Genomic DNA, 25,661 nt, shown 5'->3' with positions numbered 1-25,661 from the left:
TAGCGATCTCCCGGCAATCTCGAGGCCGCCGATGCGGCCCGGTTCCCCCGCTTGACCTTGATCCGATCGTGTGCGTCGAATCCCGGAACCGGACCGCGACCGGGTCAGTGCGCCGCGTGTTCGGCCAGGCGCGCCAGGGCCGGGCCCGCGAGCCGGTACCCCTGCCACTCGCTCTGCAGATCCGCGCCGATCGACTCGTAGAAGTCGATGGACGGTTTGTTCCACTCCAGCACCGACCACGCCACCCGGCTGTAGCCCCGATCCACCGCCTCGCGCGCGAGCGCGGCCAGCAGGTCGCGGCCCAGGCCCAGGCCCCGGGTCTCCGGTTTGACGTAGAGATCCTCCAGGTAGATCCCGTGCACGCCGTCCCAGGTGGAGAAGTTCAGGAACCAGATCGCGCACCCGACCACCCCGGTCTCGCCCGGGCCCTCGGCGACGTGGGCGAACACGGCGGGGGCGGGGCCGAACAGCGCGGTCTCGAGCTGCTCCTCGGTGAGCGTGCACTCCGGGCGCGCCTTCTCGTACTCGGCCAGGTCGTAGACGAGTCCCACCAGAGCCGGAATATCGGCGGGTGTGGCACGGCGGATCACGGCGGCCCCTTTCAGCGGTAGGGAGTCAGGTTGTGCGCGAGGATGGTTCGCGCGTGGTAGTCGTGCCCGAGCACGGTGATCGCGGCGGTGGACAGGAAGAATCTGCGGCCTTCGATCACCCCGAACTCAGCCCAGCGGGCGATCAGCACGCGGGAGAAGTGGCCGTGCCCGACCAGCACGACGTCGCGCCGGGTCAGTTCCGGCAGCACCGAGTCCAGGACGCGGTCCGCGCGCCGGCCGACCTGTTCGGCGGTCTCGCCCTCGGGCACGGCGGCGGTCCACACGGTCCAGTCCGGCGCGGTGCGCTGGATCTCCACCGTGGTCAGGCCCTCGTAGGCGCCGTAATCCCACTCGGCCAGGTCGTCGTCGATGCGCACGTCGGTGAGGCCGGCCAATTCGGCTGTGCGCGTGGCGCGTTGGCGCGGGCTGCTCAGCACCAGGGGATCGCGCAGGCGCAGGTCCTCGAGGAGCTTGCCCGCCGCCAGCGCCTGTTCCTCGCCCGTGGGCGTCAGCGGGATATCGGTGCGACCGGTGTGGCGGCGCGCGGCCGACCACTCCGTTTCGCCGTGACGCAGCAGTACCAATCGATAATCGTGCGCTGACATGAACTCGATCATGCCGGATGGCGCCCGCCCGCTCGCTTAGCCGGGAGGCGGGTGTTCGCCACACCGCCGGGGCCGGGCGTGCGCGCCCTGGCGGGATCAGCTCGCGGCCAGGGCGACGAGGGTGTCGCCGCGGCGTTCCAGCACGGTCGGGCCGATCGCCATCAGCGAAATCGGCTCGTCGTGGTAATCGCTGCGCTGCACCGAGATTCGCTGCGTCTGCGCGCCGGTGACGGGATCGAGGGCGGCGAGGCCGTCGCGGACCGGGACCAGCAGCTTGCCCGAGAGCAGGGTGGGGGTGCCCAGGACCTGGGTGATGCCCCAGAGCGGTTCCAGCGTCGAGCCGTTGAGGGCGACGAGGTTCTCCCCGGTGAACAGGAAGTAGTTGGCGCCCACCCGCGAGACGAAGGCGTCCGCGCCGAGCGGAGCCGAAAGCTGATGGGTGGCAACGAGATTGCCCGATACGTCGTAGATCGCCAATTGCGGTGCGGTGGACTCGGTTCCGGGCAGGTACACCGCGACCCGGCTGTCGGACACCGCGATCACGCGCGCGCCGCCGACCGCGGCGCCGGGCTCGGTGAGAATGTGCGAGCTGTGTTCCTCGGGGGTGGTGCTGTCCTTGGGCGCGGGATTGAGGACGGTGAGCCGGTCCGAGGTCTCCCGGGGGCAGCGTTCCAGGACCGCGAGGCGGCTCGACCCCGAGGCCGCGGACAGCAGCGCGCAGCCCTGGCGGGGCTGGGTGCGCGGGTTCACGGGCGCGTCGACGTAGCCGTATTCCAGGGTGCGCACCAGGTCCGAGCGCCACATCTCCAGCCGGTTCGCGCCCAGCGCGAGGGTGTAGGTGCCGTCGACGGACAGTTGCACCTCGTCGTCCATGTAGCTGGAGCGCGCGCTCAGTCGCGCGCCGGTCTCGGCGTTGAGCAGCGTGGTCTCCGAACATCCGCGATCGTCGCGGTAGGTGGCGATCACGGTCCCGAACTGGGATTCCACCGCGCACAACGGGATATCGCGCTGGTACTTCCAGACTTGTTCGCCCGTAGCGGGATTGCGCCCGAGCACGGTGTCGCCCGCCGCTGTCACCGCGACCCCGCCGACGGCGATGGCCCGCTCGGCCGCGCCGTCCGCTGCCTGCCACGCCTCGCGCATGGCGCCGGGGAGTTTCTCCGGGGTGGGCGGCGGGGACAGGGTCTGGTCGGCCACCACCGATTCGGTGGCGCGGGCGTCGCTGTTCCACCACACGACACCCGCCGCGAGCGCCACCACGGCCGCGATCGCCACGGCGGTCAGGATATCGGCGCGCGTTCGCCGCTCGGGTGCGAGCACGACAGCGAGACTATCCGATCCGCGGGGCGGCATCGATCGCGTGCCGGGTCGTGCCCCGGCGTGGGTTCGGGTGGACCGGGCGGACGGGCTCAGTCCGGGGGAGCGGCGGGGTGGACGAGACCGTGGCGGTGCGCGTACACGACCGCGTGGATGCGGTCCCGGACTCCCAGTTTGGCCAGGATGCGCGAGACGTGGGTCTTGACGGTCTCCTCGCCGACGCCCAGGTCCGCCGCGATCTCGGCGTTGCTGCGCGCGTCCGCCAGCAGGAACAGCACCTCGCGTTCGCGGGCGGTGAGATTCGCCAGTTCGGGCGGCAGCGCGGGCGGCGCCAGGCCCTGGACCAGGCGGGCGGCCAGCCGCCGGGTCATGGACGGATCGATGACGGCGTCGCCGCGCATCGCGACGCGGATCGCCGCGACCAGCTCTTCGGGCGCAAGGCTTTTCAGCAGGAAGCCGCTGGCCCCTGCGGTCAGGGCGCGGTGCAGGCCGTCCTCGCTGTCGTAGGTCGTGAGCACGAGCACCCGGGTGCCGCCGGCGGCCACGATGGCCTCGGTGGCGGCGAGCCCGTCGAGTTTGGGCATCCGCACGTCGAGGATGGCCACGTCCGGGCGCAGGCGGGCGGCGGCCGCGATGGCGGCGCGGCCGTCGCCGACCTCGGCCACGCACTCGAGGTCGGGGTGGGCGTCGACCACCGCGCGCAGGCCGGAGCGGAACATGGTGTGATCGTCGGCGATCAGGACGCGGATGCTCATGCCGCGCCGATCGGGACCGAGACCAGGATCTCCCAGTTCGCGCCGGTGTCGTCCACGCCGGAACGGACTGTGCCGCCGAACAATTCGACCCGGCGGCGGATGCCGTCCAGACCGCGCCGGGGGTACTCTCGCGGGGCCGTGTCGGTAGTGGCGGCGACGGGATTGGCTTCGCGCAGCTCGACGCGGGTGGGGTGGTAGCGGATCTCCAGATCCACCGGATCCCGGCCGTGCCGCAGCGCGTTGGTGAGCATCTCCTGGACCACGCGATAGAGCATGACGTCCAGTGACTGCGGCAGCACCGGCGGCTCGCCGGTGATGTCCAGTCGCACGATCGAACCCGTCGCCCGGACGCGCTCCAGCAGTTCGCCGATATCGACCAGGCCGGGGCGGCGCTGCCCGTCGTCGCGGCCGTGCAGCAGGTCCAGTTGCCGCCGCAGATCGACCATCGCCGCGCGCGAGCTGGTCTCCACCGCGGACAGCGATCCGGCTGCGGCGGTTTCGTCGGTGTGGGACAGGGCTATTCGCGCGGCTCCGGCGTGCATGCCGATGGCGCTCACGTGATGGGTGATCACGTCGTGCAGGTCGCGGGCGATGGCGGCGCGCTCGTCCACCAGGGCGCGATCGAGGGCGGCCAGCTGGTCTGCCTGCCGGAGTCGTTCGCGCTGTTCGAGTTCGGCGATGTACGCGCCGCGCGCGGTGGTGTAGCGGCCGACGAGCCACGGCACCACGCCGCCCGCCGCCGCCAGCGGGAACAGGCGCCAGTCGCGCGCGAGGATTCCGCCCGCCAGCAGGTTGGCAACGGCTCCGCCGACGGCGAGCAGGGCCACCGTGCCGATCGAGGTGAACCCGCTGAGCCAGGCTCCGGCGCGATAGCCCGCGACCAGGAAGCCCACGTCGGGCACGCGGGCGGGGATGGCGTAGTGATCGGCGAAGACCGCCGTCGCGACCTGGATGGCGGCCTGTGCGGCGGCCACCGTGACCACGGCGCGGGCGGCGGGCGCGGCGGCCAGTGCCAGGTCCGCGGCGACCACCGTGGCGGCCAGCGGCCAGGCGATTGCGGGGGCGGCGCCGAACGCCCCGCTCAACGCGAGTTGCGCGGTGTCGACCACCGCCGCCACCAGTGCCACCACCAGCGACTGCCGGGTCAGTGACCTGGTCACATCCACGTCGGTATCACCCTCGTCCGTCTCGCCGGTCACCTCGTGCGGACGCTACTCCCGGCCGGGCCGGTCCCCCGCGCGGGGGATGCGCGATCCCCCGCGGGCGCGACGATTCGGGGCGGCGTGATCGGTAGCGTCGAGTGTGCCGCCGCCGGCGGGAGTTCTCGATCGGAGCCAGCATGGACAAAGACACCTTCATCTACGCGCTGCCCGCGTTCGCGGTGCTCATGCTGATCGAATGGATCGCCGATCGCCGTGATCCCGATCGGCCCGCCAACGGCATCTCCGGGCGCGACACCGCGTCCAACATCGTGACCTTCGCGCTCAGTCGCGTGTCCAAACCCGTTCTGGCGCAGCTGCTTCCGTTCTCGGCGGTGGTGGTGGCCGCCGCGCTCACGCCGTGGAGCCTGGCGGCGGGGACCTGGTGGGTCTGGTTGCTCGGGCTGGTGGTCACCGATTTCTGCTACTACTGGGCCCATCGCGCCGATCATCGGATCCGGCTGCTGTGGACCTCGCACAGCGTTCATCACTCGAGCCGGTTCTTCAATTTCTCGACCGCCATCCGGCTGCCGTGGGCGCATCCGGTCGCCCAGCAGCTGCGCGGCCTGGCCTGGGTGCCGGCGGCCCTGATCGGCCTGCCGGTGTGGATGATCTTCGCCCTGCAGAGCATCGGCCTGCTCTACCAGTTCCCGATCCACACCCAACGGGTCCGGACCCTGCCCCGCCCCCTGGAGTTCGTGTTCAACACCCCCGCCCACCATCGCGTCCACCACGGCTCCAACCAGCCCTACCTGGACAAGAACTACGGCGGCGTCTTCATAGTCTGGGATCGCCTGTTCGGCACCTTCGCCGCCGAGACCGAGCCGATCCGCTACGGCCTGACGAAAGACATCAACACCGACAACCCCCTGAAGGTGAACTACACCGAGCTCCTGGACCTGGTCCACGACGTCCGCACCGCCCGTACCTGGCGGGCCCGCCTGACCTACGTCTTCGGCCCACCCGGCTGGACCGAGACCCCCACCCCCACCCCCACCCCCACCCCCCTTCCGGCACCGTCCCCCGAAGCCGAACGAGCCGCCGCCCCGGTCTGATCCGGACGCCGCGCGCCGGGTGTGGAAGCCACTGTGGCGGAGAAGATTCGGCGATCGACTGCGACGTGCGAGTTCGCTTGTCTTTCAGACTGTCTCGGGATGCATGCGGGTGATAGAACCTGTGTTGTAGTTCCCCGCCTCCTGCGGGGCCTCCGATGCCGATCCGTCAGGGGCCGCCGCCCGGCTGGTGTCTCGAACTCGCCGGGGACCGAGCGTTGCTATGACGGCCGGGTGTTTACCGACTCCAAGCGGAACACATCGCACGGCTAGGACGTCCAGGCGCCGTTGGAGATTGCGTGCGGCCTGACGTATGGGTGAGTACCGCCTAGCGACTTCCGCCACCTTGCGTTCGGCGGTCTTCTTTCCTGGGTCGGCTTGGTGGGCTCTGGGGGCTTGGCCGCCTGCTTGGTGCGGGTGGCCTCTCGATCGGTTCGGCACGTGCGACAGCCCCGGACCGCATCGGAAGTTGTTCGGGGTGGCTTAGATACGCGTTCGGCCGGGCTGTGGGGACAGCCCGGCCGAACGGTTCAGGGGTTGTGCGGTCAGGCTACTTCGGCGGCGGCCTTGCGGGTGCGGCCCTTGGCGGGGGTCGCGGGGAGGGGCTCGGCGGCTGCCTTCGTTGCTTTCTTCGCCTTGGCCGGGGCGGGGGCCTCGGCCTTCTTGGCGGTCTTCTTCGCCTTCGGCGGTTCGGGCGCCTCGGCGGCCTTCTTGCCCCGGGTGGCCTTGGCCGGCTCGGCGGCTGCCTTCTTGGCCTTCGCCTTGACGGGCTCGGCTGCCTCGGCGGCCGGGGCCTTCTTGGCGCGCGTTGCCTTGGCCGGGGTTTCGGCGACCTTGGACTTGGTCGCACGAGTCGCCTTGGCGGGGGGCTCGACGACCTCGGCGGTCTTCTTCGCCCTGGTCGCCTTGACCGGCTCGGGCGCCTCGGCGGCCGGGGCCTTCTTCGCCCGCGTTGCCTTGACCGGGGTTTCGGCTATTGGCTCGGTGCTCTTCGCGGCGCGGGTGCGCTTGGCGGGAGCGGCCGGTTCCGCGACCTCGGCGGACTTCTTGGCACGGGTGGTCTTGGCCGGGGCCTCGACCGCCGGGGCCGTGGCCTTGGTTGCGCGGGTCGCCTTGGCGGGAGCGGCGGCCTTAGTGGACCGTGCTGCCTTGGCGGGCGCGGCCACCGCGGGCTCGGCGGCGACAGCCGCCTTGCGAGCGCGAGTCGCCTTCACCGGTGCCGTCACCTCGGCGGTGGTGGCCGCTTCGGTCGTGCGCGCGGACTTGGTGGCCCGAGTCGCCTTGGCGGGCACGGGGGTTTCGGTTGCCGCGGGCTCGACAGCGGTGGTTGCCGTCTTGCGGGTGCGGGTCGCCTTCACCGGTGCCGCCACCTCGGCGGCCGTGGCCGTCGTGGGTGTGGCCTCGGTGGGTGCGGCGGCGCGCTTGGTGCGCGTGGCCTTCGCCGGGGCAGCCTCCGCTACCGCCGGAGCAGCCTTGGTGGCGACGGCCGCTTTCGCGGGCGCGGCTGCGGCTTTCGTTGCCCGCGTGGCCTTGGCCGCGGTGGGTTCCACCGACGGCGTTTCCGAGACCACCAGGGCAGCCTTGGCGGTCCTGCCTCGGGCAGCGGTGGCGGTCTTTGCGGCCGATGTGGTCTCGACCGGAGCCGCGACGGTCTCCGCCGCCGTGGACGCCTCGGCGGCGGGAGCCGCCTTGCGCGCACGGGTCGCCTTGGCGGGGGCGGCCGCGGCGGTGGCCTTCGTCGCCCGAGTGGCCTTGGCCGGAGCCGGGGTGGTTTCCGCCGGGGCTACCTCGGACGTGGTCGCGGCAGCCTTCGCCGCGCGCTTGCGGGCCGGAGCCTTGGCCTCGGTGACTTCCACGGTGGCGGAAGCGGTTTCGGCCGCAGCGGCCGGAGCCGCGGCTGCCTTGACCGCCTTGCGGCGCGTGGTGGCCGGAGCCTCGGTGGACGCCGGTGCCGACACCTCGGCGCCCGGAGCCGACTCCGTCTTCGCGGCCGGAGCCGCTTCCACGGTTGTGGCCGCCCGAGCGGTGCTAGCCGGTGCGGTGGCGGTCTCGACCACGACGATCGAGCCTTCGGTCGCGCTGCCCGCGGCCTTGGTGGCTCGTCTGCGGCCGGTGGCCCGGACGGGAGCGGCCGGGGCGGGCACCGGTTCGACCGATGCCGCGACTGCCGTCTCCACCACTACCTCGCCCGGAGCCTGGGCCGGGCGGCTGGCGCGCCGGCGGCCGGTGGCCTTGGCGGGAGCCTCGGTGGCCGGGGCGGTGGCCGTGGGCGAGGTGATGGCCTGTGCGGCACCATCATTCACGATCGCGGCGGTTGCCGTGGCGGTCGTGGACGAGGTGTCCGCGACGTTGCCGGCGGCAGCGGTCGACTCGGCGGCGGCGCTCACGGCGTCCGTGGTCGCCGGCTTCGTGGAGTCGCCCGAGCGGCGGCCGCGGGTGCGGGTGCGGGCGGTGCCCTTCCCGGACGTCGCGACGGTGTCATCGCCCGCCGCCTCGGACACGCCGAGACCGGTTGCGCCCGTGGTGCTTTCGGCCGCGGGGGCCGACGCGGCGGGCGCCGCCGAGAACTCGACGGCCGGAATCGCGGTGGTGAAGCCGTTGACGGCCGTGCCGTTGCCGTTCGCGGTGGCACTGCCGTTCGTGGCGCCGTTGCCGTTGGTGGCGACAGCGTCGAAACCGTGTGCGGCGGAACCGTTGTCACCGGAGCCGATGGCGACATCGGAACCGTTCGCGCCGCCGCGACCGCGGCGGTTGCGGGTACGGCGGGGGGACTCACCGTCGGTGTCCGAGGTGGCTTCGGAGACGCGCGCCGCCGGGGCGACGACCGCGCCGCTGCTCGTGGCGTCGGTGGTCTCGGAGGCGTGTGCCGCCGGGGCAACCGCATCGCCGCTCGCGGCGTCGACGGTCTCGACCGTCACGTCCCCGGCCGACGCTGCCGAACCCTCGGCCCCGCCGTTGCCGCCCCGGTTGCGCCGGTTGCGGTTCCGGCGCCGGTTGCGGCCCTCACGGACCGGTTCGGTGCGTCCGGACTCGTCGCGCCCGGTCTCGCCCTGCGCGGCGGTCTCGCTCTCGGCCGAATCCAGTGCGGCGGCCTCGCCGACCCACCCTTCGGAAGCGTTCTCGGTCACCGAAGTCGTTGCGGCGGAACCGCTATCGGATCCACCGCGACCCCGGCGGCGACGGCGGCGACGGCCCGGCTTGTCCGAACCTTCCTCGGACACCGCCGAGTTACCTTCCGGCGCAGCCGATTCCGGAGCGACCTTGATGTCGGTGGCGGCGACCTCGGTCGCCGTGCTGGCCTGTCCGCCGCGCGTGCGCTTGCGATTACGGCTACGCGGGGAACGGCTTTCGCGTTCCACCACGACCGCGTCGTCGTCGCGCTCCCGGGCGGGCGCGCTCTTGCGGACGATGCCGGTCGACCCGGCGGGGATGCCGAGCTCCTCGTACAGGTGCGCCGAGCGCGAGTACGTCTCGACCGGCTCGGGGATGCCGAGCTTCAGCGCGGCGTCGATGGAAGCCCAGCGCCGCAACTCATCCCAGTCGATGAGCGTGACCGCGACACCGGTCCGCCCCGCGCGGCCGGTACGGCCGATGCGGTGCACGTAGGTCTTCTCGTCCTCGGGGCACTGGTAGTTCACCACGTGCGTGACGTCGTCGATGTCGATACCGCGCGCGGCGACATCGGTGGCGACGAGCACGTCGATCTTGCCCTCGCGGAACTTCTTGAGCGCCTTCTCACGCTGCACCTGGTTGAGGTCGCCGTGCACGGCGCCCACGGAGAACCCGCGCTCGCCCAGATCGTCGGCGACCTTCTGCGCGGTGCGCTTGGTGCGCGCGAAAATCATGGTCGCGCCACGGCTCTCGGCCTGCAGGATGCGGGCGATGAGCTCGCTCTTGTCCAGCGCGTGCGCCCGGTACGCGAACTGCGTGATGCGGTCGGTGATGGTGGAGTCGTGCGGCTCCTCGGCCCGAATGTGCGTGGGCCGGTTCAGGAATGTGCGGGCCAGGGTGATGATCGGGCCCGGCATGGTCGCCGAGAACAGCATCGTCTGCCGCTGGTCCGGGACCATGTTCAGCACGCGCTCGATGTCGGGCAGGAAGCCCAGGTCGAGCATTTCGTCGGCCTCGTCGAGCACCAGCACCTGGACCTTGCCCAGGATGAGATGGTTCTGCTCGGCCAGATCCAGCAGTCGCCCGGGGGTGCCGACTACGACGTCCACGCCGGCGCGCAGCGCGGCGATCTGGGTGTCGTAGGGCCGGCCGCCGTAGATGGCGTGCACCCGCAGCGGCGTGCCGTCCTGGCCCTTGACGTACTTGCTGGCGTTCTCCAGATCCTCGGTGACCTGCACGCACAGCTCGCGCGTCGGCACGATGATCAGCGCGCGCGGGGTGCCGTCGAGCGGAATGGTGCCCGAGGTGTGCGAGGCGACCCGGTCCAGCAGCGGAACGCCGAAGCCGAAGGTCTTGCCCATGCCGGTGCGGGCCTGGCCGATGAGATCCTCACCGGCGAGCGCGAGCGGCAGGGTCAGCTCCTGGATCGCGAAGGTGCGTTCGATGCCGATATCGGCGAGCGAGCGCACGATGTCGGGATTGACGCCCAGTTCGGCGAAGGTGGGAGCGGTATGGGTTTCGTCGAGCTCCGCGGTCAGCAGCGTGTCGGCCACTCCGGGTTCCTGCTCTACGGTGATCTTGCTCAGGGTTCGTGCCTTCCTCGTTTTATCGCGTCTCGCGCGCACGAGGTGTGGGGCGGACCGGTCGGTCCGCGACGACCACTTGATCCGTTCGTCTGTCTCGCCGCTGCGGGATGCCTAACCGGTGTTCGGTCCGGCATCGACCTGGCGCGGCGGACAATGTTGCGGATCGGAGTGCGCGCACATTTTCCGTGGACAACAACTGCCTGCTCGAGTGCCGGTTCACGGGGTACCCGGCAAACTCGTTCGAGCGATCTTTCCGTTGTCTGCGGAGATTGTAGCGTGATACGGTCTTGGCTCTTTTTCCCGCCACCACAATTGCCGGTGCGATTTGCATCGGCGGCGATGACGGCCGCGTATTCCCCGGCCGCGGCGTCGGCTCCCGCGGTCGCGGCACCGCTTGCGGCGCACCGGGATCGGCGCTGATACGCCGGATGCCAACCCCGCTGGACAAGTTGGATTCCTCACATACCTGTTACAACGTGTAGCACTATGTGCGAAGTTGTGCGGGTGAGCTTGGCAGACACCGTGAGCACCGCCGCGCGCAACGCGTGGGCCCTGACGTTCGGCACCGGCATCGGTTCGCCCGAACCTACCCCGTCGACGGTGCTGTCCGTCGCGCCGCACCGCGAGCTGCGCCGCTACAACGGTGCGGGAGCACAGGATCCGGCCGTGCTGCTGGTGCCCCCGCTGGCCGCGCCCGCCTTCTGTTTCGATCTGAGCCCCGAGCAGAGCATGGCCGCGTTCCTGCGCGACAGCGGCCGGGCGCCGTACCTGGTCGACTACGGCGACATCACCTTCGAGGACCGCCGCATGGGCTTCGAGGACTGGATCGACGACATCCTGCCGGAGTCGATCCGCCAGGTCTCCGCCGATCGCGGCGGTAAGGCCGTGGATCTGGTGGGCTGGTCCCTGGGCGGCGTGCTCGCGCTGCTGACCGCCGCCGCCGACACGACCCTGCCCATTCGCTCGGTCACCGCCGTCGGCGCGCCGCTGAGCTACGACCACATGATCGGCGTGCGCGAGCTGCGTTCCCTGGCCCGCCTGGACGGCGGCCGCACCGCCACCGCCGCGATCCGCGCCACCGGCGGCGTCTCCGCGCAGCTGACCCGCATCGCCTACCGCGCCACCGCCTGGGACCGAGAACTCAAGCGCCCCTTCTTCATTGCGAGCAATCTCGCCGACACCGCGACCCTCGAGCGGATGGCGACCATCGACCGTTTCCAGAATTCGCTGCCCGGCTATCCCGGCCGTTTCTACAACCAGCTCTGGGGCCGGTTCATGCTCAACAACGACATCGGCAAGGGCGTGGTGCGTTTCGGCGAGCGCCGCATCGAACTGGCCGCGGTGAACGTCCCGGTGCTGTTGGTCGGCGGCCCGAACGATGTCATCACCGCCGCCGCGGCCGTGCGACACGGCACCGTCACGCTCACCGGTTCGCCGGACGTGCGCTACGAGACCGCTCCGGGTTCCCACCTCGGCATTCTCACCGCGCGCGACACCACCTGGACCTACCTGGACAAGTTCCTGAGCGACCAGGAGTAGGCCGGGCGGTTCATCGAAGCGGGCTAGGGTGGGGTCATGGGAGCAAACTCGTCAACTGCGCTGGGCGCGCCGTCGGATTCCGCCGACGGCCTGATCGCCGCCACCCACCCCGGGGTCGCCGACCTTTTCGCGGTTCTCGCCTACGGTGAGATCTCCGCTTTCTACCGCCTGGCCGAAGAGGCCAAACTGTCACCCTCGCTGCGCGGCAAGGTCGCCGTCGCCAAGATGGCCGCCAACGAGATGGAGCATTTCTCCACCCTCGAGAACGCGCTGGCCGAACGGAACCAGGACGTCTTCGACGCCATGGCCCCGTTCGTGCGCGCCCTGGACGCCTATCACGCCTCCACCGACCCCTCCACCTGGCTGGAGTCGATGGTCAAGTTCTACGTCGGCGACGGCATCGCCGCCGACTTCTACACCGAGATCGCCGGCGCCCTGGCTCCCGAGGTCGCCGACGTCGTGCGTGACGTGCTCGCCGAGACCTCCCACTCGGAATTCGTGATCGAGGAAGTGCGACGTGCGGTGGCGCAGAACCGCTCCGAGCGCGACCGGCTCACCCTGTGGGGCCGTCGCCTGCTGGGCGAGGCCATCACCCAGGCCCAGTACGTCATGGCCCAGCGCGACGAGCTCACCGAGCTGGTGCTCACCGCGACCGGCGACCTGAACGGCATCGCCACCCTCTTCGAGCACATGCAGGACTCGCACGCCGAGCGCATGCGCGTCCTCGGCCTCGGCTGAGGCGCCGGGTTCGCGCCGGGGCATCGGAGTTCGCTCAGAGCGGAGGGCGCTCACTGCCGCCCGTGCCGGGCCCTGCACTAGCCTTGGCGAAGACAGCACAGGACTCTAGGTTCGGAGGTTGGCCGTGGAGGTCAAGATCGGTATTTCGGATAGCCCGCGTGAGCTGATCATCAACAGCGCGCAGACCCCCGCCGAGGTGGAGGCGCTGGTCACCGGTGCGCTGCAGGGTGAGGCCGGCGTCGTGTCGCTCTCCGACGAGAAGGGCCGCAAGTACCTGATCCAGGCCGCCAAGGTCGCCTACGTCGAGATCGGCGCCCCGTCCGCGGGACGCGTGGGCTTCGCCGCGGTGTAGTTCACCGAAACGAGAAATTGCCCCGTCGCGGATTCCGCGGCGGGGCAATTTCTTTGGGTCGATCTACGAATCGATGGGGTGCAGCGGCACGTGCGACAGACCGCCCCAGCAGAGTGAGACGGTGGTGTCGACCGCTTCGTCCTTGGGGATCGGGCGATCGGCCTCGAGCCAGTAGCGCGCGCTGAACTGGCTGGCGCCGACCAGGCCGACGGCCAGCACGCGGGCGCGGTACGGGTCCAGGCCGGAGTCGTGGGCGACCAGGTCGAAGACCGCGTCGACGCACGCCTCGGTGGCCTGCTCGACCCGGCGCTGGACCTGCGGCTCGTTGGTCAGGTCGGATTCGAAGACGAGCCGGAAACCCTGGGTCTCGTGGTCGACGAAGTCGAAGTACGCCTGGACGGCCGCGCGGACGCGCTGCTTGTTGTCGGTGGTGGAGCGCAGCGCCTGGCGCACGCTCGACACCAGGGCGTCGACGTAGTTCTGCAGCACTGCCAAATACAATTCGAGCTTGCTCGAAAAGTGTTGGTAGAGCACGGGCTTGCTGACGCCGGCGCATTGCGAGATTTCGTCCATGCCCGAGGCGTGGTAGCCCCGCATCACGAAGACCTCGCCGGCCGCGGCAAGTAGCTGAGCGCGCCGTGCCTCTCGGGGCAGGCGGGTGCCGCGCTTGCTGGGCGCCATGGCCTCGGATGACATGCGTGCGGTCATCCGGTCCACGAGGTCTGTCATTTTCCGATCTCCCAGTCGATTCCCGGCGGAAAGGATGGGTCACCGGGTATCTCCCGAACGATACTCGCTCGGGGCCCCGATGCCGATCCAGGTTCCGAATATTGGTGTGCTGGATGTTGGCGCGCTCCGTGTTCCGGAGGGTCCGCTACCGCCTCGATTATGCGAGGCCGGTCACAAGTGTGGACCCGATGCCCGAATTTGTGAGTTCGATCTCCGCACTCGTGAGATATCTCGCAGCAAAGTCCGCGGCTCGCCGCTGCCCGGCGCATCCCTTCCGCGCGCCGTCGCGGGCGGGTTGTACGGCCCCCGCGTGCGCGAGCCCGAGCTGTGAGAGTCTTTTATGGTGACCGACCAAGGGGGCAGTAACTCCGGCGGGCGCGATTCACGCCGTCCCGTGCAGATCGGTGCGCCGCGCGCCATCGGCGGAGCGGGCCCGAGAGCCACCGGCGGAGCGAGCCCGAGAGACGCCGCCGGAGCGGGCCCGAAGAATCTCGCCAAGCGCAAGGGCAGACCCGTCGGCCCCGTCTACGACCCGCTCGGTCTCTACAGCTCCGGTGACGCCGTCCCGCCCGCGGGCCTGCACGCCGACGGCTCGGCCGTTCCCGGCCCCGCCGGCGACCGCCCGCCCCAGCCGTATCAGCCGCTGCGCGCGAGCTGGGATCCCACCGCGCTGCCCGAGGCGACCCGTGAGCGCCCCGAGCGCGAAACCAAGAAGCAGAGCCTGTTCGGCCGCTTCGTCTCCACCTACGGCTGGCGGGCGTACGCGCTACCGGTGCTGCTGGTGGTGACGGTGCTGGTCGGCGTCGACGCGTGGCGCGGCGGTGGTGAAAGTGTCGCCGGCGTACCGGGTTTCGGGCGGCTGAGCGAGCACGCCGACAAGACCGGCATCTACGGCGCACCGCCCAAGGCGGACGGCAAGTTCGCCGGTGACCTGCCCACCGGCTCGGTGCCGGGCGGCGGCCCCTTCACCGAGACCGGAGCCGGGATCTGGCACATGGTCCCGGGCACGACGGCCCAGATCGGCACCGGCTCCGAGCACGTGTTCACCTACACCGTGGAGATCGAGAACGGTATCGACACTTCGGGTTTCGGCGGTGACGACTCGGTCGGCAAGATGGTGGACGCCACGCTGGCCAATCCCAAGAGCTGGACCCAGGATTCGCGTTTCGGCTTCCGCCGCGTCGACGGCGGTGACCCCGATTTCCGCATCTCGCTGACCTCGCGGCAAACCACCCGCACCGCCTGCGGATTCGACATTCCCATCGATTCCTCTTGCTACAACGCCGATTTGGGCCGCGTGCTGCTGTCCGAGGCGCGCTGGGTGCGCGGTGCGCTGTCCTACGACGGCGATATCGGCTCGTACCGGCAGTACCAGATCAATCACGAGGTCGGGCATGCGATCGGCTACCACGAGCATCAGCCGTGCGAGGTGGACGGCGGGCTGGCGCCGGTCATGATGCAGCAGACCTTCGGCACCCGGAACAACGACATCGCGGTGCTGGATCCGGACGGTGTGGTCCCGATGGACGGTAAGAAGTGCCGGTTCAACCCCTGGCCGTACCCGCGCGGCTGAGGCTGCCTAGGCTGTGTGAATCACACGGTCCGGGTATTCCGGAGGGAAGAACGCTCGGGCCCGTGGTGTTGCACCTCTGAGCCGCGAGTACCCGGCGCATTCGATTGAGGAGTCCGCAGACGTGACAGCATCGCATCCCTCCCTGCCGCCCCTGGTGGAGCCGGCCGCGGAGCTGACCCGGGACGAGGTCGCCCGCTACAGCCGCCACCTGATCATTCCCGATCTCGGGGTGGACGGTCAGAAACGCCTGAAGAACGCCCGGGTGCTGGTCATCGGCGCGGGCGGGCTGGGTTCACCGGCCCTGCTGTACCTGGCGGCCGCGGGTGTCGGCACGCTCGGCATCGTCGAATTCGACGAGGTGGACGCGTCCAATCTGCAGCGCCAGATCATTCACGGCGAATCCGATATCGGCCGGTCCAAGGCCGACAGCGCGCGCGATTCCATTCTCGAGATCAATTCCGGAATCACCGTGGAGTTGCACAAGATTCGGCTCGAGCCGGAGAACGCCATCGAGCTGTTCTCGCGCTACGACCTGATCGTGGACGGCACCGACAATTTCGCGACCCGCTATCTGGTCAACGACGCCGCGGTGCTGGCGCACAAGCCGTACGTCTGGGGTTCGATCTACCGTTTCGAGGGTCAGGTCTCGGTCTTCTGGGAGGACGCCCCCGACGGTCGCGGCATCAACTACCGCGATCTGTACCCCGAGGCCCCGCCGCCGGGCATGGTCCCCTCCTGCGCCGAGGGCGGCGTGCTGGGCGTGCTGTGCGCCTCCATCGGCTCGATCATGGTGACCGAGGCGATCAAGCTGCTCACCGGTATCGGTGATCCGCTGCTGGGCCGGCTCATGGTGTACGACGCACTGGACATGACCTACCGGACCATCAAGCTGCGCCGCGACCCGCAGCGGCAGCCCATCACCGAGCTCATCGACTACGACGCGTTCTGCGGCGTGGTGTCCGAGGAGGGGCAGGCCGCGGCCATCGGCTCGACCGTCACCGCGCGCGAACTCAAGGACATGCTGGACGCGGGCAAGGACGTGGCCCTCATCGACGTTCGCGAGCCGGTGGAATGGGACATCGTGCGCATCGACGGCGCGACCCTGATTCCCAAGGACCGCATCCTGACCGGTGAGGCGCTGGCCGAGTTGCCGCAGAATCGCCCGATCGTGCTGCACTGCAAGACCGGTATCCGCTCGGCCGAGGCCCTCGCGGCGCTCAAGCAGGCGGGTTTCGCCGACGCCACGCATCTGCAGGGCGGAATCATCGCCTGGGCCAACCAGATCGACCCCAGCCTGCCGGTCTACTGATCCGTTCCGGTCACCCGCGAATCGTGGTCGCGGGTGACCGAATCGGTTGTCCCCAACCCTCCGATGTCCGGTTCTGACGGCGCGTCTGCGGCGACACTCTGTGATACCTGCGCCCGTCGCTTAAGACGCGCAACGCCGCCGGAGCGGTAAGTTACGCCCGTGACCATGACTGCTGTGGAACCTCCGGAGCACGTGCGCGCCACCTTCGGGTTGCGCGAAGTCGGCCCGGTTCCGCTGGGGAACTGGGACGGCGGCTGGCGCTGCGGGGATGTGGTGCTGAGCCCGGTGACCGATCACGCGCGGGCCGCGTGGTCGGCCAAGGTGCGCGAGACGTTGCGGGTGGACGGGTTGCGCCTGGCGCGCCCGGTGCGGGCGACGGACGGGCGCTACGTGGTGTCCGGCTGGCGCGCGGACACCTATCTCGAGGGTGTGCCCGAACCCCGTCACGACGAGGTGGTCTCGCTCTCGCTCCGATTACATCAGGTCACCGAACGCCTGGAACGGCCGCGCTTTCTGGCCGTGGCCCCGGTGGCGCCGTGGGTGGATGTCGATGTGTTCGCGGCGGCCGATCGCGCCGCCTGGGAAACGGTTCCGTTGCGGACCCTCAAACTCGGCGGGCTGCTGCCGGCCACGTCACCGGACGGTGACCGCAGCCTGCACGTCATCACCCAGCTGTCGACCCTGCGCAAGCCGGTGTCCACGCCGCCGCAGCTGGTGCACGGCGATCTGTTCGGCACCGTGTTGTTCTCCAGTGGTTTCGCGCCCGGGCTCACCGACATCACCCCGTACTGGCGGCCCGCGCCGTGGGCGGCGGCGGTGATCGTGGTGGACGCGCTGTCCTGGGGCGGGGCGGACGACGGCTTGCTCGAGCGCTGGGCCGGACTCCCCGAGTGGCCGCAGATGCTGGTGCGCGCGGTCATGTTCCGGCTCGCGGTGCACGCCCTGCACCCGCGTTCCACCCCGGAGGCGTTCCCGGGCCTGGCCCGCACCGCGGACATGATCCGCTTGATTCTCTAAGGGTCCCAACGAAAGAACTGTCGCGCCGAGTGAGAAGCTCGGCGCGACAGTCGTTGTCGATGTCCTCCGGGGTCGCCGGAGGACATCGGATCCGGGCGCGCAGCGGGCGGGAGTTCCCTGCGGCCGGGGTCGGGGGCCTACACGTTGGCGTACGCGAGCGAGGGCACGCGATCCACCGCGAAGCTGGAGCGCAGGTAGAACCACCAGGTGCCCGCGGCCATGGCGAGGAAGACGACGGCGTAGAGGCTGAAGGCCGGGTTCATGCTGCCGAAGTTGATGTTCGACAGGCGCAGGGCCTGCTGCACGATCCAGCCGCCCGAGGCGCCCACCGCGCCGATGACGCCGATGGCCGCGCCGGCCTGCCGCTTGGCCGAGATGAGGGCCTCGGTGGCGTCCTGGCCGTGCTCGGAGGCGTAGCGCTTGGCCTCGGCGCTGAAGATGGACGGGATCATGCGGTAGGTGGAGCCGTTGCCGATGCCGGTGAGCACGAACAGCAGCAGGAAGGCGATCAGGTACAGCGGGAAGCTCTTGGCCGCCAGCGCCGCCATGATGAGCAGCGTGGCCGCGGACATGCCGAGGAAGACGTACAGGGTCATCTTCGCGCCGCCGACCTTGTCGGAGATCCAGCCGCCGAACGGGCGGCTCATCGAGCCGACCAGTGCGCCCAGGAAGGCGAGGTTGCCGATGGTGCTCATCCAGCTGATCTTGGCCAGATCCGGGAAGTTGGCCTTGAGCAGGGTGGGGAAGGCGAAGGAGAAGCCGATGAAGGAGCCGAAGGTGCCGATGTAGAGCACCGACATGACCCAGGTGTGCCGGTTGGTCAGCGCCGCCCGGTAGGACTTGCCGTCGGCCTTGGCGCCGGTGAGGGAGTCCATGTAGCGCAGCGCGCCGAAGATGGCGAACAGGATGAACGGGATCCAGACCAGGACCGCGAGGGTGATGCCGAACCGGTAGCCCGCGGCGTCCTTGGCCATGATGTGGGTGCCGAGGGTGATGATCAGCGGCACGATCAGCTGGGTCTGGGCCACGCCGAGATTGCCGCCCGCGGCGTTGATGCCCAGGGCCGCACCCTTTTTCCCTTCGGGGAAGAAGAAGTTGATGTTCGCCATCGACGAGGAGAAGTTACCGCCGCCGACGCCGGCGATGGCCGCGAGCACCATGAACACCCACATGGGCGTGCTCGGCTGATTGATGAAGTAGATGATGCCCAGCGCGGGCACCAGCAGCATGGCCGCGCTGAAGGCGGAGAAGGCCCGGCCGCCGAATTTCGGGATGGCGAAGGTGTACGGAATGCGCAGGGCCGCGCCGACCAGGGTGGGTGTGGAGGTCAGCAGCAGGGCGTTGGCCACCGCGGTGGGGTTGCCCTTGCCGAGCCCTTCCAGGAAGGCGAAGCCGGCCGCGCCCATGGCGGTGACAATGCTGCCCCAGATGACCCAAATGCTGAATCCGAGATTTTCCGCGAAAACCGAGAAGATCAGATTTTTGCGAGCGGTCTGTTTTCCCCCGTTTTCCCAAAAATCCTTATTGTCGGGTTCCCAGTGGTCGATCCACCGTCCGCGCTGCTGATGCACGAAGGTCTTTTCCGGAGCCTCTACGGTTGTCATGAGCTGCGTTCCTCTCGCACCGACGACCGCCCTCATCGTGATCTCCCGGAGTGGAATGTGATTCCGGGAGTGGTCCCTGCGGTCGGATCAACCGTACGAACCGTCGATTACGACGGCGTCGCTTTCGGTGACGTCGAGGGCAATTCCGGCTCACGTCCGGAGAATCACGATGGTGACCTTTCGGTTACCCGTGCGATTCAGCGGGCGTCCGGATATTCGGCGATGAGGGAGCCCAGGAAGCAGTCCGCGGCGCGGGCCGCGCGTTCCGGATCGCCCGCGATGACGGCTTCCACCAGTTCGATGTGCTCGGCGTGGTACGCCTCGCCCGCCTTCTCCGAGCGGGAGCGGATCCCGGCCTCGATCACCGGCAGCAGCGAGTCGTAGAACTCGAGGTACACCGCGTTGTGGCTGGCGACCACGATCGCGCGGTGCAGTTGCACGTCCGCCTCGATGGCGGTCTCGAGATCGTCGTCCCAGGCGATCCGGCGTTCTTCCAGCAGCTGTTGCAGATTGGCGATGTCGCCGGCGTCGCGGCGGCGCGCGGCCAGGGCCGCGGCGGTGGTGTCCAGGGCCTGGCGCAGTTCGAGGATGTCGCGCTGCTGGGCATCGGCGAAGTACTCGGTGAGCGCCCCGCCGAGGGTGGAGGTGGAGATCACGTAGGTGCCCGAGCCCTGGCGGCGCTCGACCATGCCGGCGTGCACGAGCGCCTGGACGGCCTCGCGCACGGTGTTGCGGCCGGTCCCGGTGAGCTCGGTGAGCTCGGGCTCGGTGGGGATACGCGAGCCGACGGGCCAACGGCCGGAACGGATTTCGGCACGAAGCTGCTCTGTCACCTGGGCGATGAGGCTCGTGCGCCGGACTGGTTGCACGTGGGACAGCGTACCGTGCCTCACATTCTTTGCATCACATCATCGGGTCATCCTATGATTTCGTGGTGACTGCGACGCTGAATACCTCGACGTCCCGCGACCGGGCTCCCGCCGCTGCCGATCCGCAGCGGGCGCTCGTCGACCCGTCGGGCAGGGGCCCGGCGCCCGCCGCGCGCAAGCGTTCGCTGCTCGAGGGCAGGCTGCTGGTACTGGCCGCGATCATCGTGTCCGCGCTCACCCTGCGCGTCGCGGTCACCGCCTTCACCCCGCTGGCCGCGCAGATCGGCGACTCCATGGGGTACTCGACCGCCGTCGTCGGCGTCTTCGGCATGCTCCCGACCGCGATGTTCGCGCTCGCGGGCCTGCTGACCCCGCTGCTGACCCGCCGCTTCGGGCTCGAGCGCACGGTCCTGCTCGCCATGGTCATGACCGGCCTGGGCAGTCTGATCCGCGCGATCGTGCCCGCGACCTGGGAGCTGCTGGCCTTCTCCGCGCTCGCGCTGACCGGTATGGGCATCGGCAACGTGGTGATCCCGCCGCTGGTGAAGCGCTACTTCTCCGACCGGCTGGCGCTGCTCAGCTCCCTCTACATCGTCATGGTCCAGCTGGGCACTGTCGTGCCCGCGCTGATCGCGGTGCCCGTGGCGCAGGCGCACGGCTGGCGAATCTCGTTGGGGCTGTGGTCGATTCTGGCCTTCGCCGCGGTGCTGCCGTGGCTGGGCGTCCTGCGCATCCGCCGCGATCACGCGCGCGCGGACAGCACCGAACTGCCGCCGGAGCCCTTCGAGAGCACCGGCAAGGTGTGGCGCTCGCCGCTCGCGTGGGGCATGGCGCTCATGTTCGGCATGACCTCGCTCATCACCTATTCCATGTTCACCTGGATGCCGACTATCTTCTCCGACGCCGGGGCCAGCGCCTCCTTCGGCGGCAGCATGGTCGGCATCTTCGCGCTGATCGGCCTGGTCGCCGCGCTCACCGCGCCGATCGTGGTCGGCCGGATGCGCAATCCGTTCCCGGTCGTGATCGGCTGCGCCATCAGCTTTTTCGCCGGTTTCGCGGGTCTGCTGATCGCGCCCATGGCGGCGCCGCTGGTCTGGGTGGTGCTGCTGGGCCTGGGTCCCTCGACCTTCCCGATGGCGCTGACGCTGATCAATCTGCGCACCCGCACCTCGGCCGGTTCGGCCGCGCTCTCGGGCTTCACCCAGGGCGTCGGCTACACCGTGGCATGCCTGGGACCGCTGGTTTTCGGCGTCCTGCATTCGATGACTCACGGTTGGCTGGCCCCGTTCGCCTTCCTGGCGGTGGCGGTGCTGGTGTTGCTGGGCGGCGCCTGGGTGGCGTGCAAGCCGAGCCTGCTCGAGGACACCTGGCACTGATTTCACGTTTCGAGTTGCCGAACCGTGAGGTTGGGCGCATGCTGTGTGGCGGCGCTCTCACCTCACGGTTCGCGGTGACATATGTGGGCTCTTGGTGACACCCGGAAACCCTTGTGTCACACGGTGGAAACAAACCCATTCTTCTCACGCCGATATCCGGGCAATCGTGAGCAACCGTTGATTTAACGGTCATTTCGCGCAGCATTGCGGCAATACCGGTTTCCTACCTTGAAGTCATCCAGATTTCAGGAGGGCCGCTTTGAAGACGCTGACGCGTAATCGCGACATCGAGCACTGGGACGCCGAGGACATCGACGCCTGGGAAGCCGGTGGTAAGGACATCGCGCGCCGCAATCTGATCTGGTCGGTCTTCGCCGAGCACGTCGGTTTCTCCGTGTGGACCATCTGGTCGGTCATGGTGCTGTTCATGCCCGCCGAGACCTTCGGCATCGACACCGCGGGCAAGTTCTTCCTCGGTGCGGTGCCGACCCTGGTCGGCGGCCTGATGCGCATTCCGTACACCGTCGCCACCGCGCGCTTCGGCGGCCGCAACTGGACCATCTTCAGCGCGCTGGCGCTGCTGGTGCCGGTCCTGCTGGCGCTGTACTTCATCAACCGGCCGGACACCTCGTACACGACGTTCCTGATCATCGCGGCCTTCGCCGGCCTGGGTGGCGGCAACTTCTCGTCGTCGATGTCGAACATCAACGTCTTCTTCCCGCAGCGGCTCAAGGGCTGGGCGCTGGGCATGAACGCGGGCGGCGGCAACATCGGCGTCCCGGTCATCCAGTTGATCGGCCTGGCGGTCATCGCGACCCTGGGCAACGCCTACGGCAACGCCTCGGTGGTGTGCGCGGTCTACCTGGTGCTGATCGTGGTCGCGGCTGTCGGCGCGGCGCTGTACATGGACAACGTCAAGAATCAGAAGGCCGATCTGTCCTTCATGATCACCGCGCTCAAGGTGCCGCAGTCCTGGGCCATCGCCTTCCTGTACATCGGCACCTTCGGTTCCTTCATCGGCTACAGCTTCGCCTTCGGCCAGGTGCTGCAGATCAACTTCCGGGCCGGCGGCGCCACCGCGTCCGAGGCCGTGCTGCACGCCGCGTCGATCGCCTTCATCGGCCCGCTGCTGGGTTCGCTGGCCCGCCCGTACGGCGGCAAGTGGGCCGACCGCATCGGCGGCAGCAAGGTCGCGCTGTACATGTTCGGCTGCATGACCGCCGCGACCCTGGTGGTGGCGAGCTCCAGCGCGATCGGGGACAGCAACGGCACCCCGACCGGCCCGGTGCTGGGCGCGATGATCGCCGGTTTCGTGGCGCTGTTCGTCATCTCGGGCCTGGCCAACGGTGCGGTCACCAAGATCATCCCGTCCGTGTTCGAAGCGAAATCCCGCGGCCTGCAGGGTGATTCGGCCACCCGCGCCGCGTGGGCGCAGAACTGCTCGGGCGCGCTCATCGGCTTCGTCGGCGCCATCGGCGCGCTCGGCGGCGTCGGCATCAACCTGGTGCTGCGCTCCTCCTATTCCGCCACCGCCTCGGCCACCACCGCCTTCTGGGTGTTCATGGCCTTCTACGTGGTGTGCGCCGCGGTCTGCTGGACGGTCTTCGTCCGCCGGCCCGCCCCGCGCGCCCTCGCTTCCGAGCCCGACGTCGTGGTCGAAGCCGAAGCCCTGGTCCTCGAGGCCGAATCCGCCTCCTCCGCATCCACTTCCACGGCCCGGGCCTGACCCGTTCCCCATCTCGAAAGGACTGTCATGACGAACACAGTCGAACGTAAGACCGCGGTTGTCGTCGGCCACGGAATGGTGGGACACCGGTTCGTGGAGGCGCTGCGCTCCCGCGACGAGGCGAACGCCTGGCAGGTCATCGTGCTGAGCGAAGAGCCGCTCGCCGCCTACGACCGGGTGGGCCTGTCCTCCTACGTCGGGGTGTGGGAGAGCTCGGCGCTGGCGCTGGCCGGCAACGACTACCCGGGTGACGACCTGGTCGAGGTGCGTCTGGGCTGCAAGGCCGACACCATCGACAAGGCCGCCCGCAAGGTCACCACCTCGGCCGGGGACATCATCGGCTACGACGCGCTGGTGCTGGCCACCGGTTCGTACGCCTGGGTGCCGCCGGTGCCGGGCCACGAGGCCGAGCAGTGCTTCGTCTACCGCACCCTCGAGGACCTGGACGGCATCCGCGCCACCGCCGAGGCGGCCGGCCCGGGCGCGGTCGGCGTGGTCGTCGGCGGCGGTCTGCTGGGCCTGGAGGCGGCCAACGCGCTGCGCCTGCTCGGCATGACCCCGCACGTGGTCGAGTACAACAACTGGCTGATGCCCGCCCAGGTGGACGAGGGCGGCGGCGCGATCCTGGAGCAGCTGGTCACCGAGCTGGGCCTGGTCGTGCACACCGGCGTCGGCACCTCGGCCATCGAATCCCGCCCGGACGCACCGCTGTCCGAGCGGCTCGAGGTCACCTTCTCGGACGAGTCGACGCTCAGCGCCGCCATGGTGGTCTTCGCCGCGGGCATCCGTCCCCGCGACGAGATCGCCCGCACCGCCGATATCGAGGTCGGCCCGCGCGGCGGCATCATCACCGACCTGGGGCTGCGCACTTCGGACCCGAACATCTACGCCATCGGCGAGGTCGCGGCCATCGAGGGCGTCTGCTACGGCCTGGTCGCCCCGGGCTACAGCACCGCCGAGGTGGTCGCGGACCGCCTGCTCGGCGGCGCGGGCGAGTTCCCGGGCGCGGATCTGTCCACCAAGCTCAAGCTGCTCGGCGTGGACGTGGCCAGCTTCGGTGACGCGCACGCCAAGACCGAGGGCGCGCTCTCGGTGGTGCTGCACGACGCCGCCAAGGGCACCTACGCCAAGCTCGTCGTCTCCGATGACGCCAAGACCCTGCTCGGCGGCATCCTGGTCGGCGACGCGACCCAGTACTCGGCGCTGCGCCCGCTGGTCGGCCGCCCGCTGCCGGCCGAGCCCGCGGCGCTGATCTCGCCCGCCGGTGCGGAACTGGGCGCGGACGCGCTGCCGGACGACGCGCAGATCTGCTCCTGCAACAACGTCTCCAAGGGCTCGATCTGCGGCGCCATCGCCGAGGGCGCGTGCGACGTGCCGGCGCTCAAGAGCTGCACCAACGCCGGAACCTCCTGCGGCGGTTGCGTTCCCATGCTCAAGAAGCTCCTCGAGCAGTCGGGCGTGGAGCAGTCCAAGGCGCTGTGCGAGCACTTCTCGCAGTCGCGGGCCGAGCTGTTCCACATCGTGCAGTCCACCGGCATCCGCACCTTCTCGGGTCTGATCGCCAAGCACGGCACCGGATCCGGCTGCGACATCTGCAAGCCGACCGTGGCCTCCATCCTGGCCTCGACCTCGAGCGAGCACATCCTCGACGGCGAGCAGGCGGCGCTGCAGGACACCAACGATCACTTCCTGGCCAACCTGCAGAAGAACGGCACCTACTCGGTGGTGCCGCGCATGCCCGGCGGTGAGGTGACCGCCGATCAGCTGATCACCATCGGCCAGATCGCCAAGGACTTCGACCTGTACGTCAAGGTCACCGGCGGTCAGCGCATCGACCTGTTCGGCGCCCGCGTGGAGCAGCTGCCGCAGATCTGGCAGCGTCTGGTCGACGTGGGCATGGAATCGGGTCACGCGTACGGCAAGTCGCTGCGCACGGTGAAGTCCTGCGTCGGTTCCACCTGGTGCCGCTACGGTCAGCAGGATTCGGTCGGCATGGCGGTGCTGCTCGAAAAGCGTTACCGCGGTTTGCGTTCCCCGCACAAGATCAAGCTGGCCGTCTCGGGCTGCGCGCGCGAATGCGCCGAGGCCCGCGGCAAGGACGTCGGCGTCATCGCCACCGAGCACGGCTGGAACCTGTACGTGGGCGGCAACGGCGGCCTGACCCCCAAGCACGCGGTGCTGCTGGCCGGTGACCTCGACGACGAGACCCTGATCAGCTACATCGACCGCTACCTGATGTTCTACATCCGCACCGCCGACCGCCTGCAGCGCACCGCGCCCTGGCAGGAGGCCCTCGAGGGCGGCATGGACTACCTCAAGGCCGTGGTCTGCGACGACAGCCTGGGTATCGCCGCGGATCTGGAAGAGGCCATGGAACGCCACGTGGCGGGCTACCGGGACGAGTGGGCGGCCGTGCTCGAGGACGAGGGCAAGCTCTCGCGCTTCGTGTCCTTCGTCAACGCCCCGGAGGAGTCCGACCCGACCATCGGCTTCGACGACAGCGGCGAACGCAAGGTCCCGGTGCTGCTGGGCCTGCCCGCCGTACCGGTTACGCCGGCTCCCTGACCAGCGCCGCGACCGGGGCTGTGACGAAGCAGTTCCGGTCGCCACGTCG

General features: G+C 69.6%; 18 protein-coding genes and 1 pseudogene. 10 read left to right on the top strand and 9 right to left on the bottom strand.

From position 1 onward, the window contains the following. Positions 1 to 104: 104 nt before the first annotated feature. From ACWDOP_RS18510 to ACWDOP_RS18490, 5 genes are all read right to left on the bottom strand, one after another. Complete coding sequence (locus tag ACWDOP_RS18510; protein ID WP_456346077.1) at positions 105 to 590, bottom strand: N-acetyltransferase family protein; 486 nt, start codon at positions 588 to 590, stop codon at positions 105 to 107. Positions 591 to 601: 11 nt separating this feature from the next. Then, a complete protein-coding gene (locus ACWDOP_RS18505; RefSeq protein WP_456346076.1) occupies positions 602 to 1,195 on the bottom strand; it encodes an acid phosphatase in 594 nt (197 codons plus the stop codon). A 96-nt stretch (positions 1,196 to 1,291) separates the two neighbouring features. Beyond that, complete coding sequence (locus tag ACWDOP_RS18500; RefSeq protein ID WP_456346075.1) at positions 1,292 to 2,515, bottom strand: Rv3212 family protein; 1,224 nt, start codon at positions 2,513 to 2,515, stop codon at positions 1,292 to 1,294. Positions 2,516 to 2,604: 89 nt separating this feature from the next. Continuing rightward, positions 2,605 to 3,267 carry a response regulator gene (locus ACWDOP_RS18495; protein ID WP_456346074.1) on the bottom strand — a complete coding sequence of 221 codons (663 nt, stop codon included), beginning with the start codon at positions 3,265 to 3,267 and terminating at the stop codon, positions 2,605 to 2,607. After that, positions 3,264 to 4,466, bottom strand: a complete 1,203-nt coding sequence (locus ACWDOP_RS18490; protein WP_456346073.1) for a sensor histidine kinase — start codon at positions 4,464 to 4,466, stop codon at positions 3,264 to 3,266. The genes ACWDOP_RS18495 and ACWDOP_RS18490 overlap by 4 nt, the downstream gene beginning before the upstream one ends. Before the next feature lie 140 nt (positions 4,467 to 4,606). On the opposite strand from ACWDOP_RS18490, the gene ACWDOP_RS18485 reads away from it, so the two are divergent. Beyond that, a complete protein-coding gene (locus ACWDOP_RS18485) occupies positions 4,607 to 5,521 on the top strand; it encodes a sterol desaturase family protein (protein WP_456346072.1) in 915 nt (304 codons plus the stop codon). Positions 5,522 to 8,643: 3,122 nt separating this feature from the next. On the opposite strand, the pseudogene ACWDOP_RS18480 reads toward ACWDOP_RS18485, so the two are convergent. Then, positions 8,644 to 10,215, bottom strand: a pseudogene (locus tag ACWDOP_RS18480) (DEAD/DEAH box helicase); the annotation flags it as partial. 504 nt (positions 10,216 to 10,719) lie between these two features. Between ACWDOP_RS18480 and ACWDOP_RS18475 the strand changes: the two are divergent. The 3 genes from ACWDOP_RS18475 to ACWDOP_RS18465 all read left to right on the top strand — a co-directional run bounded on the left by ACWDOP_RS18475 (position 10,720) and on the right by ACWDOP_RS18465 (position 12,844). After that, complete coding sequence (locus ACWDOP_RS18475; RefSeq protein ID WP_454203574.1) at positions 10,720 to 11,754, top strand: alpha/beta fold hydrolase; 1,035 nt, start codon at positions 10,720 to 10,722, stop codon at positions 11,752 to 11,754. Positions 11,755 to 11,790: 36 nt separating this feature from the next. Beyond that, positions 11,791 to 12,492: a ferritin-like fold-containing protein gene (locus ACWDOP_RS18470; RefSeq protein ID WP_456346071.1), complete on the top strand. Its 702-nt coding sequence runs from the start codon at positions 11,791 to 11,793 to the stop codon at positions 12,490 to 12,492. Positions 12,493 to 12,616: 124 nt separating this feature from the next. Beyond that, the gene (locus ACWDOP_RS18465) at positions 12,617 to 12,844 is read left to right on the top strand and encodes a DUF3107 domain-containing protein (protein ID WP_454203572.1); all 228 of its coding nucleotides are present in this window, start codon (positions 12,617 to 12,619) and stop codon (positions 12,842 to 12,844) included. A gap of 63 nt (positions 12,845 to 12,907) precedes the next feature. Here ACWDOP_RS18465 and ACWDOP_RS18460 read toward each other — a convergent pair whose 3' ends face one another. Further along, positions 12,908 to 13,573 (bottom strand): TetR/AcrR family transcriptional regulator, encoded by a 666-nt coding sequence (locus tag ACWDOP_RS18460; protein WP_454203571.1) that lies wholly within the window; start codon positions 13,571 to 13,573, stop codon positions 12,908 to 12,910. A 340-nt stretch (positions 13,574 to 13,913) separates the two neighbouring features. Between ACWDOP_RS18460 and ACWDOP_RS18455 the strand changes: the two genes are divergently transcribed. The 3 genes from ACWDOP_RS18455 to ACWDOP_RS18445 all read left to right on the top strand — a co-directional run bounded on the left by ACWDOP_RS18455 (position 13,914) and on the right by ACWDOP_RS18445 (position 17,472). Continuing rightward, entirely contained in the window at positions 13,914 to 15,146 is a 1,233-nt protein-coding gene (locus ACWDOP_RS18455) for a DUF3152 domain-containing protein (RefSeq protein ID WP_456346070.1), read from the top strand. Between the two features lie 121 nt (positions 15,147 to 15,267). Next, positions 15,268 to 16,455, top strand: a complete 1,188-nt coding sequence (gene moeZ, locus ACWDOP_RS18450; protein WP_456346069.1) for an adenylyltransferase/sulfurtransferase MoeZ — start codon at positions 15,268 to 15,270, stop codon at positions 16,453 to 16,455. A 165-nt stretch (positions 16,456 to 16,620) separates the two neighbouring features. Next, entirely contained in the window at positions 16,621 to 17,472 is an 852-nt protein-coding gene (locus ACWDOP_RS18445) for a TIGR02569 family protein (RefSeq protein WP_456346131.1), read from the top strand. A 137-nt stretch (positions 17,473 to 17,609) separates the two neighbouring features. On the opposite strand, the gene ACWDOP_RS18440 is transcribed toward ACWDOP_RS18445, so the two are convergent. Together ACWDOP_RS18440 and ACWDOP_RS18435 are read right to left on the bottom strand one after the other, a co-directional pair. Further along, the gene (locus ACWDOP_RS18440; protein ID WP_456346068.1) at positions 17,610 to 19,076 is read right to left on the bottom strand and encodes an MFS transporter; all 1,467 of its coding nucleotides are present in this window, start codon (positions 19,074 to 19,076) and stop codon (positions 17,610 to 17,612) included. A gap of 197 nt (positions 19,077 to 19,273) precedes the next feature. Then, positions 19,274 to 19,945: a FadR/GntR family transcriptional regulator gene (locus ACWDOP_RS18435; RefSeq protein WP_454203567.1), complete on the bottom strand. Its 672-nt coding sequence runs from the start codon at positions 19,943 to 19,945 to the stop codon at positions 19,274 to 19,276. A 200-nt stretch (positions 19,946 to 20,145) separates the two neighbouring features. Here ACWDOP_RS18435 and ACWDOP_RS18430 point away from each other — a divergent pair, with 200 nt between their 5' ends. From ACWDOP_RS18430 to nirB, 3 genes are all read left to right on the top strand, one after another. Continuing rightward, positions 20,146 to 21,321, top strand: coding sequence for a CynX/NimT family MFS transporter (locus tag ACWDOP_RS18430; protein WP_456346130.1), 1,176 nt, complete (start codon positions 20,146 to 20,148; stop codon positions 21,319 to 21,321). A 259-nt stretch (positions 21,322 to 21,580) separates the two neighbouring features. Beyond that, the gene (locus ACWDOP_RS18425) at positions 21,581 to 23,047 is read left to right on the top strand and encodes a nitrate/nitrite transporter (protein ID WP_456346067.1); all 1,467 of its coding nucleotides are present in this window, start codon (positions 21,581 to 21,583) and stop codon (positions 23,045 to 23,047) included. Positions 23,048 to 23,074: 27 nt separating this feature from the next. Then, a complete protein-coding gene (nirB, locus tag ACWDOP_RS18420) occupies positions 23,075 to 25,612 on the top strand; it encodes a nitrite reductase large subunit NirB (protein WP_456346066.1) in 2,538 nt (845 codons plus the stop codon). Positions 25,613 to 25,661: the final 49 nt, after the last annotated feature.

The sequence above is a fragment of the Nocardia sp. NPDC003693 genome (genome assembly GCF_053981095.1).
This window is presented reverse-complemented; position numbering and strand designations above follow the sequence as displayed.